The organism is Formosa sp. S-31, assembly GCF_051172795.1.
GTDB lineage: Bacteria > Bacteroidota > Bacteroidia > Flavobacteriales > Flavobacteriaceae > Formosa.
Genome location: NZ_JAENDK010000008.1, coordinates 856,965 through 871,680 on the forward strand (window position 1 = coordinate 856,965; position 14,716 = coordinate 871,680).

The window sequence follows — 14,716 nt, forward strand, 5'->3', positions numbered from 1 at the left end:
AGGGATAATTAGTTTTCGTTTGCTGGTTTTCCGATAGTTGCTAGTATACCTCCGTCGACATATACAACCTGTCCGTTTACAAAATCACTAGCTTCTGATGCTAAGAATACTGCGGTTCCACCTAAATCTTCAGGTTTTCCCCAGCGCCCTGCAGGTGTTCTGCTAATTATAAAATCATTAAATGGATGTCCGTCTACGCGAATAGGTTCAGTTTGTGATGTTGCAAAATAACCAGGACCGATACCATTTACCTGAATGTTGTACTTTGCCCATTCTGTCGCTAAGTTTCTGGTTAACATTTTTAATCCGCCTTTAGCCGATGCGTATGCAGAAACAGTGTTTCTTCCTAATTCGCTCATCATGGAGCAAATATTGATTATTTTCCCTCCATTATTAGCTATCATGTGTCGTCCGACTAACTGAGACATAATGAATGGTCCAGTAAGATCGACATCAATAACTCGTCTAAAATCTGCAACTTTCATATCTTCTGCAGGAACACGGTTAATAATACCTGCATTGTTAACTAAAATGTGTACAGGGCCTTCTTTTTCAATGATTTCGGTAACTTTGGCTTCGGCTGTTACTTCATCGGTAACGTCAAAAACGTATCCGGAAGCCTCCAGACCTAAAGCTTTATAGTGTTCTACTGCTTTGATTAAAGCATCTTCGGTGATATTTGTGATTACTAATTTTGCTCCGGCTTTTCCTAAAGCTTCTGCCATAGCCATTCCCAAACCGTGAGTCGCTCCAGTTATGATGGCAGTTTTATTTTCTAAACTAAATAGGTTCATATTGATATTATTTTAATTCGTTTGGTGGACAAACATCCATATCTCCGTAATCTAAGTTTTCACCAGCCATACCCCAGATGAACGAGTAGTTTGAGGTTCCGGAACCAGAATGTATAGACCATTCAGGAGATAATACAGCCTGTTTGTTTTTCATAAAAATATGTCTTGTGTTGTCTGTTTCTCCCATAAAATGTGCAATTGTCTGACTTTCGTCTAAGTCGAAATAGAAATAGGCTTCCATACGTCTGTTGTGCGTATGTGCAGGCATAGTATTCCAGACATTTCCAGGTAGTAATTCTGTTAATCCCATTTGCAATTGGCAGGTTTCTACTATGCTGTTTACTATTAGTTTATTAAGGATGCGTTTGTTGGCTAATTTTTCCTCTCCTAATTGAATGATTTCAGCATCTTCTTTTCCTACTTTTTTGGTTGGAAATTGTTTATGAGCCGGGGCAGAGTTGATGTAGAATAAAGCCTGTCCTCCCGGTTTGCTTTCAAAAGTCACTTCTTTATTGCCCTGCCCTACGTAAAGCGCCTCTTTTTTGTTTAACTCGTAAGTTACACCTTCTACGGTTACAATTCCAGGATCTCCAACACTAACAATGCCTAGTTCTCGGCGATCTAAAAAGTTATCTGACTTTAAATAAGGTATGGTTTCTAATTTTAAAGCTTTCGAGGTTGGCATAATTCCTCCTACGATATATCTGTCATACATTGAATATGTAAGTTGAATGGTGTCTTCCTGAAACAGGTTTTCAATTAAGAAATGTTCACGTAATTCTGTGGTTGAATATTTTTGAGCATCTTTAGGGTGTGATGCGTATCTGAAATTGTAATGAGTCATGCTGATTTAATTTTTGTGTAATCGATTACACAAATATATGTTTTTTATTTTAAAATAAACATGGCGAATTAGGATTATATAAAATTAACTGTATTTTTTTGTTTTTTTCTTTAAAAACACACTGCATAATTGTGTAATTGAGTGAATTTTAGAGGTGAAGCAGTCTGAGTTGAGTTGTTAATCGTGCGTTGTTTAATTAAAATTGTTTTTTTGATTTTATCTTTAGATATAGTGTAATGTTATAAGGGTAAATTAATTTCAGTTTTAAGCTAATGGTTTATTTTAAGTGGGTTTTTTATTGGACAAATTAACTTGAAGTTTGAAAGTTCTCCTTTGTAAAGACTTGATTTAAATGCGTTTGTTTTGGAGGAAATTCGATGAATGGTAAGTATTAATAGGGCAATTAATTGTTAAAGTGTTAATTTTTGTGTTAAATTTACCTGAATCAACTATTGATTTAGTAGTTAGTGAAATGAAACTTTCATAAAACCCCAATTTTTTGGTAAATAAAATTGACCAACTACCATAATATGCGAAAGAAAACCAAAATTATTTTACCCTTTTTGATTTTTGCAGGCATTATGTGTTTTGCTCAGAATCCGCCGCAACCAGATGTAGATGGTAGACTGCCTCCTCCTCCAGGTGGTTTACCAATAGATGGAGGAATCGGTGTGTTGTTAGTGGTAGGTGCGTATTATGGTGTAAGAAAATCAATGAAGAAATAAAGGAGTTTTTAATTAATGTTAAATTCCAGTAAACGTTTAACGTACTTTCCTAAAACATCAAATTCCAGATTAATTTCATCTCCAATTTTAAAATGTTTAAAATTTGTATGTTGGTAGGTGTATGGTATTATGGCTACACTAAATTCGTTGCGTTTTGAATTCACCACGGTTAAACTAGTGCCATTAACTGTGATAGAACCTTTCTCAATAGTAATATTATTAAGGTCTTGGTTATAGCTAAAAGTGAATAGCCAGCTACCTGAAGTCTCTTCAATATTAATACATTTTGCAGTTTGGTCTACATGACCTTGTACAATGTGTCCGTCCAAACGATCTCCCAGTTTCATTGCGCGTTCCAGATTAACCAAGTCGTTTACTTTTAGGGATTTTAAGTTGGTTTTATCCAAGGTTTCTTTAATAGCTGTTACGGTGTAAGTGTCGTTGTTAATATTAACTACGGTAAGGCATACGCCATTATGGGCTACACTTTGGTCAATTTTTAATTCAGAGGCCAAATCGCTTTTTATGGTTACATGGAGATTGTCTAATTCGGTTTGCAAATTTGTAACGATACCTAAATTTTCTATAATTCCTGTAAACATATTATCTCATTTATTTGGTTAAATTTGTGGTGATAAAATTACAAACAAATTAGTTATTAAAATTAATGAAGAAGGAAGAAAATATAGTTGTAGGAATTTCAATTGGTGATCTTAATGGTATTGGAGGGGAGATCGTTTTGAAAACCTTTGAAGATTCAAGGATTTTAGAGTTTTGTACGCCGGTTATCTTCGCATCTGTAAAAGTGATGTCGTTTTTTAAGAATCATTTTAATTTCGATATTAATTTTAATGGAATAAATCAGGTGAGTCAAATTATTCCCGGAAAAATTAATGTTATTAATGTCTGGAAAGAAAATGTTTCTGTAAAGTTTGGTAAGGAAGATTTTAAGATTGGTGAGTATGCTATAAAATCTTTAGAAGCTGCTACAGCTGCCTTAAAAAATGGAGATATCGATTTATTGGTAACTGCTCCTATTAATAAGCATAATATTCAGTCTGAAAAATTTAATTTTCCAGGACATACCAATTATCTGGAACAGGAATTGGAAGGGGATAGTTTAATGTTTATGGTTACTCCTGATTTAAAAGTGGGACTGTTAACAGATCATGTTCCGGTAAGTGATATTGCAATACATATCACTCCTGAATTGATCAACAAAAAAATTAATACCATTTATAAATCTTTACAGCAGGATTTTAGAATTAGCAAACCTAAAATAGCTGTTTTAGGCATTAATCCTCATACGGGAGATAATGGTGTGATTGGAAATGAAGACGATGAGGTATTGCGTCCAACATTGCGTAAAATAAAAGAGTCAGGAAAACTTGTTTTTGGTCCATATGCTGCCGATAGTTTTTTTGGTTCTAATAATTATAAAAATTTCGATGCAATAGTAGCATCATATCACGATCAGGGTTTAATCCCTTTTAAAACTTTATCTTTTGGAGAGGGTGTGAATTTTACCGCAGGATTAAATAAGGTAAGGACTTCGCCAGATCATGGCACGGCTTTTGAAATTGCAGGGAAAGGATGTGCTGATGAAAGTTCATTTAAAGAGGCTTTATTTACTGGAATTCAAATCTATAAGAATAGAATGGAGTATGAAGAGCTGGTGAAAAGAGCATAAATTATTGATTAAAAAAGATATAAACAAAAAAATGTTTATAAGTAAGCTTGCCTAAAATAAAATTTTATATATTTGCAGGCTCAAATTAGATATGAAAATGAAGCTGTTGAAAGAATTTACAATTCAATTTATTGGATTAAAATTAGGGAAGCACGAGTTCGAATATCAAATTGGACCAGAGTTCTTTAAGCATTTTGAATATGACGATTTTAATGATGCTAATATTAAAGTTAAGGTTCTTTTAGAAAAGAAGACCACTTTAATGGAATTGCACTTTGAGATTTCTGGAACCGTAAACGTTTATTGCGATGTTACTAATGAACCTTACGATCAGCCTGTTCAAAATGAATTTGATTTAGTGGTTAAGTTTGGAGACGAATATAACGACGAAGAAATAGACTTGCTAATATTACCACATGGCGAATACGAGGTTAATATTCAGCAATATATTTACGAAATAATAGTGTTGTCTGTTCCCTCAAAACGCATTCATCCAGGAGTTGAGGATGGAACCTTAAAATCGGATATATTGGATAAACTAGATGAACTAAGTCCGAAAGAAAAAGAAATAACAAAAGACCAGGAGGATACAGATCCACGCTGGAATACATTAAAAAAACTATTAACGGATAATAAATAAATAGAAAATGGCACATCCTAAGAGAAAAATCTCTAAAACTAGAAGAGATAAAAGAAGAACACACTACAAGGCAACTGCGCCACAAATTGCTACGTGTCCTACAACAGGAGAAGCTCACTTATATCACAGAGCACATTGGCACGAAGGTAAATTATACTACAGAGGTCAAGTATTAATTGACAACTCAGAGGTAGAAGAAAATTTAGCATAAGTATTATGCATGCATATAAAAAAACGCTCCATAGTGAGCGTTTTTTTATGTCATATATGTTTCTTTAAGCCAAAAAGCACTTAATTTGCATTAAAATAATTCAAAATAGAGTATTTTTGTCAAAATTTTGATGTTTTAGATCAAAATCACTCCATTTTTAGTTCTAAGTAACAAAAAGGTTATGAGTAAAATAACAGCGGCAATTACTGCAGTAGGAGGTTATGTGCCAGACTTTGTTTTATCCAATAAGGTTTTAGAATCTATGGTTGATACAAATGATGAGTGGATAACTACTAGAACAGGTATTAAAGAGCGCCGTATTCTTAAAGACGAAGGCAAAGGTACGTCTTACCTTGCCATTAAAGCAGCAGAAAACCTTATTAACAGATCAGGAGTAGATCCAAAAGAAATAGATTTGGTGGTTGTTGCAACAGCTACACCTGATTTATTAGTAGCGTCTACAGCGGTTTATGTAGCGTCTCAAATTGGAGCAACCAATGCATTTGCTTACGATTTACAAGCAGCATGTTCAAGTTTTTTATATGCTATGTCTACGGCATCAGCATATATAGAATCTGGTCGATATAAAAAGGTACTTATTATAGGGGCAGATAAAATGTCTTCTATTATTGATTATACCGACAGAGCAACCTGTATAATTTTTGGAGATGGAGCCGGAGCAGCTTTGTTTGAGCCGAATGAAGAAGGTTATGGTCTACAGGATGAATATTTAAGAAGTGATGGTGCCGGACGAGAATTCTTGAAAATTGAAGCTGGCGGATCCTTATTACCACCAAGCGAAGATACTGTTAAAAACAAACAGCATTTTGTGCATCAGGATGGTAGAACAGTATTTAAATTTGCTGTGTCTAATATGGCCGATGTGGCTGAAAAAATTATGATGCGAAATAATCTTACGCACGACGATGTATCCTGGTTAATTCCACATCAGGCGAATCTGCGTATTATTGACGCAACAGCTGGAAGAATGAATTTAGAAGATTCTAAAGTACTTAAAAACATTCAAAGGTACGGTAATACCACTTCGGCAACCTTACCATTGCTTTTAAGTGATTTCGAATCGAAATTTAAAAAGGGAGATAAATTAATATTTGCTGCGTTTGGAGGTGGATTCACATGGGGATCTACTTATTTAACTTGGGCATACAATTCCTAAATTGACTAATAATAACTTATTTTAAAATCTAAATTGGTATGGATTTAAAAGACATTCAAAATTTAATCAAATTTGTTGCTAAATCAGGTGCAAGCGAGGTTAAGTTAGAAACAGATGATGTAAAGATTACAATAAAAACAGGTGGTGACGATAAGGGAGAAACTACAACTTACGTACAGCAAATACCTGTTAACGCTCCTGTAGCTCAGGCTCCGGTAGCAGCGCAACCTGCTCAGCCTGCAACTCCGGCTCCAGTAGCAGCTGCCGCAGCTGATAATGATTCAAAATATATCACAATTAAGTCTCCTATTATTGGAACATTATATAGAAAACCATCTCCGGACAAGCCAGTATTTGTTGAGGTTGGACAGACTATTAATGAAGGTGATGTGCTTTGTATTATTGAAGCTATGAAACTTTTCAATGAAATTGAATCAGAAGTTTCAGGAAAAATAGTAAAAGTTTTAGTAGACGATTCGTCTCCAGTAGAATTCGATCAGCCATTATTTTTAGTTGATCCATCATAACAAATTTTAAAATTCCAAATCAAATCCCAATTCATTTGGTATTTGGAATTTGAGATTTTTAAATTATATGCGTTATGTTTAAAAAAATACTAATAGCCAATAGAGGGGAAATAGCACTTCGTGTTATTAGAACCTGTAAAGAAATGGGCATAAAAACGGTTGCAGTATATTCTACAGCCGATGCAGATAGTTTGCATGTTAAATTTGCAGACGAAGCCGTTTGTATAGGACCAGCGCCAAGTAGCGAATCCTATTTAAAAATGTCTAATATTATTGCTGCTGCAGAAATTACAAATGCAGATGCAATACATCCAGGATATGGATTCCTTTCAGAAAATGCAAAATTTTCTAAAATCTGCGAAGAACACGATATTAAATTTATCGGTGCTACAGCAGATATGATTTCTAAAATGGGAGATAAGGCTACGGCTAAAGCGACCATGAAAGCTGCCGGAGTGCCTTGTGTACCAGGTAGTGATGGAATTATTGAAGATTTTGAAAGCTGCCAGAAAATCGCTTTGGAAACAGGATATCCTGTTATGCTTAAAGCCACTGCCGGTGGTGGAGGTAAAGGAATGCGAGCTGTCTGGAAAGAAGAAGATCTTAAAGATGCCTGGGATTCTGCCAGAAAAGAAGCTAAAGCAGCCTTTGGTAACGACGGTATGTATATGGAAAAACTTATTGAAGAACCAAGACATATCGAAATCCAGGTTGTAGGAGATTCTACAGGTAAGGCCTGTCATTTATCAGAGCGTGATTGTTCAATTCAACGTCGTCATCAAAAGTTAACCGAAGAAGTGCCTTCGCCTTTTATGACTAAAAAGTTGCGTGATGATATGGGGAAAGCTGCGGTAAGAGCTGCAGAATTTATCAACTATGAAGGAGCTGGAACTATCGAATTTTTAGTAGATAAGCACCGTAATTTTTACTTCATGGAAATGAATACCCGTATTCAGGTAGAACACCCTATCACAGAACAGGTAATTGATTTCGATTTAATTAGAGAGCAGATTTTAGTTGCTGCAGGTGTGCCAATCTCTGGTAAAAATTATACACCAAATTTACATTCTATAGAGTGTCGTATTAATGCAGAAGATCCGTATAACGGTTTCCGTCCTTCTCCAGGTCGTATAACCACTTTACATGCTCCGGGAGGACATGGTGTGCGTTTAGATACGCATGTGTATGCGGGTTATAGTATTCCGCCAAACTACGATTCTATGATTGCTAAGTTAATTACAACTGCGCAGACCCGTGAGGAAGCCATTAGTAAAATGAAACGTGCTTTAGATGAATTCGTTATTGAAGGCATAAAAACCACAATTCCATTTCACAGACAGTTAATGGACGATCCAAATTATATTTCCGGTAATTACACCACGAAATTCATGGAAGACTTCAAAATGGAAGCTCCAAAATCAGAAGAATAAATCTTAAAAACTCCGAAAAAGCTTTCGGAGTTTTTTTTGCTTTAAATTTATTCGCTTCTCCTTCAGATAGTTTTAAATAAATTCTGTATTTCGTTTTATACATATACTTATAAATATGTACATTTCTGAAATAATTAAATTTTTACGGCTTTGAATTTATCCTATTGGGAAATAAAATCCTGGTTCTCCAATATCGATTATGCTATTGTAGGTAGCGGAATTGTAGGCTTAAATTGCGCGTTGTATTTAAAACAACAACATCCTAATGCTAATATTTTAATACTTGAAAAAGGGACTTTACCACAGGGTGCAAGTACTAAAAACGCCGGATTTGCCTGTTTTGGGAGTTTGAGCGAAATTTTAAATGATTTGGAATTTCATTCTGAGGAAGAGGTTTTGTCGCTGGTAAAGCAGCGTGTAAATGGCTTGAGATTACTGCGCGAAAATCTTGGAGATTCTGTCCTGGATTATGCGGCTTGTGGTGGCTATGAATTGTTTTCAGATTCCGATACAGCTTTTTATGAGACGTGTTTATTTCGCATGGATGAGGTCAATCATCTTTTAAAACCTGTATTTAATTACGATGTGTTTCAATTAAAGTCTAATCCCTTTGGTTTTAAAAATATATATGAAAAGCTTGTTTTTAATGTCTTTGAGGGGCAGTTGGATACAGGTAAAATGATGGAAGCTTTATTGCGGAAAGTGCAGGCTGCTGGTGTAAAGATTTTAAATAATATCAGTGTAGAAGCGTTTAGTGAGTTGAATTCAGAAGTCGCTGTAAAAACGAATCAGATAGAGTTCAATTGTAAAAAACTCATCTTAGCCAATAACGGATTTTCCTCGTTATTACTTAACGAACCTGTGAAACCTGCCAGAGCACAAGTATTAATTACAAAACCTATTAAAAACCTGAATATTAAAGGAACTTTTCATTTGGATAGAGGATATTATTATTTTAGAAATATAGATAATAGAATATTGTTTGGAGGTGGCCGACAATTGGATTTTAAAGCGGAAGAGACTACAGAATTTGGAGAAACCAAGAAGGTTCAGGATGCACTTAACCAGCTTTTAAAACATGTTATTTTGCCCGAAACACCATTTGAAGTGGATCATACCTGGAGTGGAATAATGGGGGTAGGAAACCAGAAAAAGGCTATAATTAAACAGGTTTCTGATTTTGTATATTGTGGTATCCGTATGGGGGGCATGGGTGTAGCGATAGGAAGTTATGTAGGGAAATCTCTTGCCAATTTATCTGGAAAAAATTAATGAAACGGCTTTATCGATTTATAGTAAAAGTAGTTAGTATAGCTATATTGGGCTCTGTTTTTGCGGTGTTTTTATTTAAATATATTCCTGTACCTATTACACCATTAATGGTTATACAGAGTTTCAAACAATCCGAAAGGAGTATTCCAAAATTATGGAGTCATGACTGGGTTGCCATGGATGAAATCTCGGTGAACATGCAAAAGTCGGTAATTTGCAGTGAAGACCAGCAGTTTCTTAGTCATAATGGATTTGATTTAAAGGCTATAGAACGCGCGATGGATTACAATAAAAAAGGCAAACACATGCGTGGCGGAAGTACTATAAGTCAGCAAACGGCTAAAAATGTATTTTTATGGCCAGACCGTAGCTGGTTACGTAAAGGTCTGGAAACATATTTTACTTTTTTAATAGAATTAATGTGGACCAAAAAACGTATTCTGGAAGTGTATTTAAACAGTATAGAAATGGGGAAGGGCATTTATGGTGTAGAGGCTGCAGCTCAATTCTGGTTTAAAAAACCAGCTTCAAAATTAACCGCATACGAAGCGGCTGCTATTGCAGCAATTTTACCGAATCCCAGAGTATATAAAGCTAATCCGGCATCGGTTTATATTCAAGGTAGAAAACAGTGGATTGTGAATCAAATGCAGTTTTATGGTCCATTAAAATTTGATGTAAATGGAAAATAATTCTGAAGTTAAAACTGTTTTATTTCAGTGCTGTGTACAATTTATAGAACAGCGATTAAAAAATGTTCAGACCAATATTTTAGAAGTGGAAACGGCTTTAACTTCCGAAACTAAAAGCACGGCCGGCGATAAACATGAAACGGGGCGTGCCATGTTGCAACTTGAGCGTGAAAAATTTGGCGTGCAGTTATCAGAGATAAACAAGGTAAAGCAAGTCTTGAATAAGGTGAATATAGAAAAGTCATCAAAAACAGTCTGTCTGGGTAGTGTTGTGATTACAGATTCAGCGAATTATTTTATAGCTATTAGTGCCGCTGAGTGTAAAGTTGGTACGGTAACGTATTTTGCTATTGCACCAAATACACCTATGGGTCTTCTGTTAATGGGAAAAGAGCAAGGCCATTCCTGTGAGTTTAGGGGACGAAAAATAAAAATTATGGACGTGTTTTAAAGAGGGACTATTTTTAAATAACAAGTTAGACCTTCTTGAAGTTCTGTATCGTTATAAAAATAGATAATCTGTTCCCTGTATTCTGCCGCAATTAAATATTCAGACCCTTTAAAATAGTTTTGTATTACCTTTACTTTAAGTTGAGAAGTCTCGGTTAATTTTAATTGATGCGCATAAACTATGCTACCATCAATAGTATTATATTCTCCAAAAAAGGAGGCTATAAGTGGTTTCTCCGGTGCTTTAAAAAGATTCTTTGGCGTACCTGTAGCAATTAATTCTCCCTTGTTTAACACCATCATTTTATCGGCATAAGGCAGTACGTCTTCGCGATCGTGAGTTGCAACGATACAGGTAATATTTTTGTCTTTTAAAAACTGAAATAAATTACGACGAAGGGTTTGTTTTTGAAAGCTATCAATGTGGCTGAATGGTTCATCCAGTAAGATGATTTCCGGTTGACGAGCAATGGCCCTGGCCAATGCAACGCGTTGTTTCTGGCCACCGCTAAGTAATTTTACCTTCACTTTGGCAAATGCAGTTAATTCAACCAATTCCAGGAGCTCCTGAGTGCGTCTTTCTTTTTCTTCGGGATAGAAATTAGATAGAAATTTACTTATGTTTTCTTCAACAGAAATAAAAGGCATCAAATCGAATTCCTGAGCCACATATTTCATGAAGTCGTAGCCTATTACCAGATTGAATTTAGGACCTAACATAGCTTGTTTTTTCCAGCTTATGTAGCCTTCATTTAAATCGTAAGTGCCATACAGAAGTTTTAATAAGGTGCTTTTTCCAGAGCCGCTTTCGCCTATAACGGATAGATGTTCGCCTTGTTTAACAGAGAACGAGAGGTCTTTAAGCACAGTAGAGTCGTTATAGCCAAAAGACAAATTGTTTACTTCTAACATAATTAAAATTGAAAGGCAAAAATAAGATAAAAAAAGGAAGCGTCATTACTTGCTAAATAACAATAAATGACGCTTTTAATGTGAAAAGGCTGTTGTTTACCCTTTTACATTTTCTTTAGTGGCGCTGGGTAAAACATTGTAACCCATGTTGTATAGGGTAAATCCGAATATGTCTGCATATTGGTCAATAATTTTGCTTACCGGTGTACCTGCACCATGGCCGGCATCAGTTTCTATTCGAATAAGTACCGGATTTCCATTTTTTTGCTTGCTTTGTAACTCGGCAGCAAATTTAAAACTATGGGCTGGTACAACACGATCGTCATGATCTCCTGTCATGATTAATGTGGCTGGATAATTTACACCTGATTTTACGTTGTGTACCGGAGAATAGCCTTTTAAATAGTCAAACATTTCTTTACTATCTTCGGCTGTACCGTAGTCGTAAGCCCAGCCCGCTCCGGCTGTAAATGTGTGGTAGCGCAACATGTCTAAAACACCAACCTGAGGTATGGCTACTTTCATTAAATCCGGGCGTTGTGTCATGGTTGCTCCAACCAGTAATCCACCGTTCGACCCACCTCTGATAGCTAGAAAGTCGGACGAGGTGTAATGTTCTTTAATTAAATATTCAGCTGCAGCAATAAAGTCATCAAACACGTTTTGTTTCTGTAATTTTGTTCCTGCATCGTGCCAGGCTTTACCATATTCTCCTCCTCCTCGTAAATTAGGAACGGCATAAATACCGCCTTGTTCCATCCAAAGCGCATTGGTAATACTAAACGCCGGGGTTAAACTGATATTAAATCCGCCGTAACCGTAAAGTATTGTCGGGTTTTTACCGTTAAGTTCAATGCCTTTTTTATATGAAATAATCATAGGTACTTTAGTGCCGTCTTTAGATTCGTAAAACACCTGTTTGCTTTCGTATTGATCCGGATCGAATTTCACATCTGGTTTTACGTACACCTTGGAAGTACCTGTCTTAGCTTCGTAAGCATAACTTGTTGAAGGTGTAATGTAATTGGAAAATGAGAAGTATAGCGTTTCGTCTTCTTTTTTACCACTGAATCCCGAAACGGTGCCAACGCCCGGAAGTTCAATATCGCGAATTAATTTCCCGTCGTAATCGTACTGTTTCACTTTAGATACGGCATCTACCATGTACTCTGCGAAAATATATCCGCTGCCTGTAGAAGGATTTAAAACATTTTCTGTTTCGGGAATAAAATCTTTCCAATGTTCTGGTGTCGGATTGGAAGCATCTACTGTAATAATTTTTTTATTTGGCGCATTTAAATTGGTTACCAGATACAGTTTGCTGCCAATATTGTCTAATAAATGTGTGTCGCTATCGGTGTGTTCCAGAATAGGAATAAATTTACTGTTAGGCTTGGTAAGATCTTTAATATATAATTTATTTCCGGATGTAGATGTTCTTGGAGATAATATCAAATAACGGTCGTCCTCAGTTACAGTACCATAAATATAGCGGTGCTTTTCTTTGTCGGTGCCGCCGTAAATCAGTTTGTCTTCTTTCTGACTTGTGCCTAATTTATGATAGTACACTTTGTGTTGATCGGTTTTTGCTGATAATTCGCTGCCTTTTGGTTTGTCGTAGCTGGAATAATAAAATCCTTCGTTTCCAAACCACGACATGCCGCTAAACTTTATATCTACTAGAGTGTCTTCGGTGATTTCTTTGGTTTCGGTATTTAGAATAATAACTTTTCTCCAATCACTTCCTCCTTCAGAAATAGAATAGGCTAACATGCTTCCGTCTTTAGAAAAAGACAGGCCTCCAAGCGATGTTGTGCCATCTTCGCTAAATGAATTCGGGTCTAAAAAGACTTCTTCGCCGGTGTTTTCACCAAGTGATCTGTAAATAACACTCTGATTTTGTAATCCGTTGTTTTTGCTGAAATAGGTGTATTTACCTTCTTTAAAAGGCGCGCCAATTTTTTCGTAATTCCACAGGGTTTCAAGTCTTTGTTTTAGTTGTTCTCGGTAAGGTATTTTATCCAGATACCCAAAAGTAACCTGGTTTTCTTCCTTTACCCATTCTTCGGTTTCTACGCTTCTGTCGTCTTCAAGCCAGCGATAAGGGTCTTTAACTTCGGTACCAAAGTAGGTGTCTGAAGAGTCTTTGGTTTGCGTAATAGGGTATTTCACAATCTGATTTTGATTTTTCTTTAATTCCTGTTCGTTTTTACAGGAACTAATGGTTGTTAAAACAATGAGAGAGGCAACTAGTCTTTTCATTTTTAATGTGTTTAATTCCTTCAAATGTAACAAAAAATGCTCCTAAGCCTGAACTTAGGAGCATCTTTTAGCTGTTAAATAAACCTAAAATTTTAGGCTTATAGCATATTATTCGCAATTAAATACTCTGCAATCTGGATGGTATTAGTAGCAGCACCTTTACGTAAGTTGTCTGCAACTATCCACATGTTTAAAGTATTTGCCTGTGATTCGTCACGTCTTATACGGCCTACAAATACTTCGTCTTTATCGTGCGCATAAATTGGCATCGGGTATGTGTTTGTGTCTGTGTTATCCTGAACAACAACGCCTGGTGTTTCGCTTAATATTTTTCTGATATCAGCTAATTCAAAATCATTTTCAAATTCCACATTTACTGATTCTGAATGTCCACCTGCTGTTGGGATTCTCACTGCAGTTGCAGATACGGCAAACGAATTGTCGCTTAAGATTTTTTGAGGTTCTTTAGCTAATTTCATTTCTTCCTTAGTGTATCCGTTATCCTGAAAAACATCGCAATGCGGCAAAGCGTTTCTGCCTATAGGATAAGGATATGCCATTTCGCCTTCTATACCTGCAATTTCATTTTCTAATTGTCTTACCGCTTTTACTCCTGTTCCTGAAACCGATTGGTAAGTTGAAACTACCACACGTTTCATTTTGTATTTTTTATGAAGCGGAGCCAAAGCCATTACTAACTGAATTGTAGAACAGTTTGGGTTGGCAATAATTTTATCTTCTTTAGTTAATTCGCCAGCGTTAATTTCAGGAACTACGAGTTTTTTAGTAGGATCCATTCTCCATGCAGACGAGTTGTCTACAACAGTTGTTCCGGCTTCAGCAAATTTTGGCGCCCATTCTAAAGAGGTATCACCTCCAGCAGAGAACAATGCAACATCTGGTTTCATGCTAACAGCATCGGCTAAACCTACAACTGTATATTCTTTACCTCGGTAGGTAATTGATTTACCTACAGATCGTTCTGATGCAACAGGAATTAATTCTGTTAATGGGAAATTACGTTCTGCTAGAACTTTTAGCATTACCTCGCCAACCATTCCTGTGGCTCCAACTACAGCTACTTTCATTT

At 36.0% G+C, this 14,716-nt stretch carries 16 protein-coding genes; 10 read left to right on the top strand and 6 right to left on the bottom strand.

The genetic code is table 11. The annotated features are described in order from the left end of the window. Nucleotides 1-8: 8 nt before the first annotated feature. Both I3217_RS13325 and kduI read right to left on the bottom strand, forming a co-directional pair. The gene (locus I3217_RS13325; protein WP_435050257.1) at nucleotides 9-794 is read right to left on the bottom strand and encodes a gluconate 5-dehydrogenase; all 786 of its coding nucleotides are present in this window, start codon (nucleotides 792-794) and stop codon (nucleotides 9-11) included. 7 nt (nucleotides 795-801) lie between these two features. Beyond that, nucleotides 802-1,638: a 5-dehydro-4-deoxy-D-glucuronate isomerase gene (kduI, locus tag I3217_RS13330; RefSeq protein WP_435050258.1), complete on the bottom strand. Its 837-nt coding sequence runs from the start codon at nucleotides 1,636-1,638 to the stop codon at nucleotides 802-804. 530 nt (nucleotides 1,639-2,168) lie between these two features. On the opposite strand from kduI, the gene I3217_RS13335 reads away from it, so the two are divergent. Continuing rightward, nucleotides 2,169-2,363 carry a PID-CTERM protein-sorting domain-containing protein gene (locus I3217_RS13335; RefSeq protein WP_435050259.1) on the top strand — a complete coding sequence of 65 codons (195 nt, stop codon included), beginning with the start codon at nucleotides 2,169-2,171 and terminating at the stop codon, nucleotides 2,361-2,363. A gap of 8 nt (nucleotides 2,364-2,371) precedes the next feature. Here I3217_RS13335 and I3217_RS13340 read toward each other — a convergent pair whose 3' ends face one another. Next, nucleotides 2,372-2,965: a riboflavin synthase gene (locus I3217_RS13340; RefSeq protein WP_435050260.1), complete on the bottom strand. Its 594-nt coding sequence runs from the start codon at nucleotides 2,963-2,965 to the stop codon at nucleotides 2,372-2,374. A gap of 65 nt (nucleotides 2,966-3,030) precedes the next feature. Here I3217_RS13340 and pdxA point away from each other — a divergent pair, with 65 nt between their 5' ends. The 9 genes from pdxA (at nucleotide 3,031) to I3217_RS13385 (ending at nucleotide 10,453) form a co-directional block, all read left to right on the top strand. Then, complete coding sequence (pdxA, locus tag I3217_RS13345; RefSeq protein ID WP_435050261.1) at nucleotides 3,031-4,053, top strand: 4-hydroxythreonine-4-phosphate dehydrogenase PdxA; 1,023 nt, start codon at nucleotides 3,031-3,033, stop codon at nucleotides 4,051-4,053. A 97-nt stretch (nucleotides 4,054-4,150) separates the two neighbouring features. Continuing rightward, on the top strand, nucleotides 4,151-4,693 hold the full coding sequence (locus I3217_RS13350; RefSeq protein WP_435050262.1) for a YceD family protein: 543 nt from the start codon (nucleotides 4,151-4,153) through the stop codon (nucleotides 4,691-4,693). 7 nt (nucleotides 4,694-4,700) lie between these two features. Further along, on the top strand, nucleotides 4,701-4,904 hold the full coding sequence (gene rpmF / locus I3217_RS13355; RefSeq protein WP_007647175.1) for a 50S ribosomal protein L32: 204 nt from the start codon (nucleotides 4,701-4,703) through the stop codon (nucleotides 4,902-4,904). 181 nt (nucleotides 4,905-5,085) lie between these two features. Then, nucleotides 5,086-6,081 (top strand): beta-ketoacyl-ACP synthase III, encoded by a 996-nt coding sequence (locus tag I3217_RS13360; protein ID WP_435050263.1) that lies wholly within the window; start codon nucleotides 5,086-5,088, stop codon nucleotides 6,079-6,081. Between the two features lie 38 nt (nucleotides 6,082-6,119). Beyond that, nucleotides 6,120-6,608: an acetyl-CoA carboxylase biotin carboxyl carrier protein gene (gene accB / locus I3217_RS13365; protein ID WP_435050264.1), complete on the top strand. Its 489-nt coding sequence runs from the start codon at nucleotides 6,120-6,122 to the stop codon at nucleotides 6,606-6,608. 74 nt (nucleotides 6,609-6,682) lie between these two features. Continuing rightward, a complete protein-coding gene (gene accC, locus I3217_RS13370) occupies nucleotides 6,683-8,038 on the top strand; it encodes an acetyl-CoA carboxylase biotin carboxylase subunit (RefSeq protein WP_435050265.1) in 1,356 nt (451 codons plus the stop codon). 150 nt (nucleotides 8,039-8,188) lie between these two features. Beyond that, entirely contained in the window at nucleotides 8,189-9,310 is a 1,122-nt protein-coding gene (locus tag I3217_RS13375; RefSeq protein WP_435050266.1) for an NAD(P)/FAD-dependent oxidoreductase, read from the top strand. Further along, nucleotides 9,310-10,002 (top strand): monofunctional biosynthetic peptidoglycan transglycosylase, encoded by a 693-nt coding sequence (gene mtgA, locus I3217_RS13380; RefSeq protein WP_435050267.1) that lies wholly within the window; start codon nucleotides 9,310-9,312, stop codon nucleotides 10,000-10,002. The genes I3217_RS13375 and mtgA overlap by 1 nt, the downstream gene beginning before the upstream one ends. Beyond that, a complete protein-coding gene (locus tag I3217_RS13385; RefSeq protein ID WP_435050268.1) occupies nucleotides 9,992-10,453 on the top strand; it encodes a 3-oxoacyl-ACP synthase in 462 nt (153 codons plus the stop codon). Before mtgA ends, I3217_RS13385 begins: the two co-directional genes overlap by 11 nt. Here the strand turns inward: I3217_RS13385 and I3217_RS13390 are convergent. From I3217_RS13390 to I3217_RS13400, 3 genes are all read right to left on the bottom strand, one after another. Next, the gene (locus tag I3217_RS13390; RefSeq protein WP_435050269.1) at nucleotides 10,450-11,364 is read right to left on the bottom strand and encodes an ABC transporter ATP-binding protein; all 915 of its coding nucleotides are present in this window, start codon (nucleotides 11,362-11,364) and stop codon (nucleotides 10,450-10,452) included. The genes I3217_RS13385 and I3217_RS13390 overlap by 4 nt on opposite strands. Nucleotides 11,365-11,460: 96 nt before the next feature. Continuing rightward, nucleotides 11,461-13,626, bottom strand: a complete 2,166-nt coding sequence (locus I3217_RS13395; RefSeq protein WP_435050270.1) for a prolyl oligopeptidase family serine peptidase — start codon at nucleotides 13,624-13,626, stop codon at nucleotides 11,461-11,463. A 98-nt stretch (nucleotides 13,627-13,724) separates the two neighbouring features. Then, entirely contained in the window at nucleotides 13,725-14,714 is a 990-nt protein-coding gene (locus I3217_RS13400) for an aspartate-semialdehyde dehydrogenase (RefSeq protein ID WP_435050271.1), read from the bottom strand. Between the last annotated feature and the right edge of the window lie 2 nt (nucleotides 14,715-14,716).

Excerpts from the sequence above, each read along its gene's own strand:
- I3217_RS13325 (WP_435050257.1), bottom strand. The coding sequence starts at position 794 with ATGAACCTATTTAGTTTAGAAAATAAAACTGCCATCATAACTGGAGCG.
- kduI (WP_435050258.1), bottom strand. The coding sequence starts at position 1,638 with ATGACTCATTACAATTTCAGATACGCATCACACCCTAAAGATGCTCAA.
- I3217_RS13335 (WP_435050259.1), top strand. The coding sequence starts at position 2,169 with ATGCGAAAGAAAACCAAAATTATTTTACCCTTTTTGATTTTTGCAGGC.
- I3217_RS13340 (WP_435050260.1), bottom strand. The coding sequence starts at position 2,965 with ATGTTTACAGGAATTATAGAAAATTTAGGTATCGTTACAAATTTGCAA.
- pdxA (WP_435050261.1), top strand. The coding sequence starts at position 3,031 with ATGAAGAAGGAAGAAAATATAGTTGTAGGAATTTCAATTGGTGATCTT.
- I3217_RS13350 (WP_435050262.1), top strand. The coding sequence starts at position 4,151 with ATGAAGCTGTTGAAAGAATTTACAATTCAATTTATTGGATTAAAATTA.
- rpmF (WP_007647175.1), top strand. The coding sequence starts at position 4,701 with ATGGCACATCCTAAGAGAAAAATCTCTAAAACTAGAAGAGATAAAAGA.
- I3217_RS13360 (WP_435050263.1), top strand. The coding sequence starts at position 5,086 with ATGAGTAAAATAACAGCGGCAATTACTGCAGTAGGAGGTTATGTGCCA.
- accB (WP_435050264.1), top strand. The coding sequence starts at position 6,120 with ATGGATTTAAAAGACATTCAAAATTTAATCAAATTTGTTGCTAAATCA.
- accC (WP_435050265.1), top strand. The coding sequence starts at position 6,683 with ATGTTTAAAAAAATACTAATAGCCAATAGAGGGGAAATAGCACTTCGT.
- mtgA (WP_435050267.1), top strand. The coding sequence starts at position 9,310 with ATGAAACGGCTTTATCGATTTATAGTAAAAGTAGTTAGTATAGCTATA.
- I3217_RS13385 (WP_435050268.1), top strand. The coding sequence starts at position 9,992 with ATGGAAAATAATTCTGAAGTTAAAACTGTTTTATTTCAGTGCTGTGTA.
- I3217_RS13390 (WP_435050269.1), bottom strand. The coding sequence starts at position 11,364 with ATGTTAGAAGTAAACAATTTGTCTTTTGGCTATAACGACTCTACTGTG.
- I3217_RS13395 (WP_435050270.1), bottom strand. The coding sequence starts at position 13,626 with ATGAAAAGACTAGTTGCCTCTCTCATTGTTTTAACAACCATTAGTTCC.
- I3217_RS13400 (WP_435050271.1), bottom strand. The coding sequence starts at position 14,714 with ATGAAAGTAGCTGTAGTTGGAGCCACAGGAATGGTTGGCGAGGTAATG.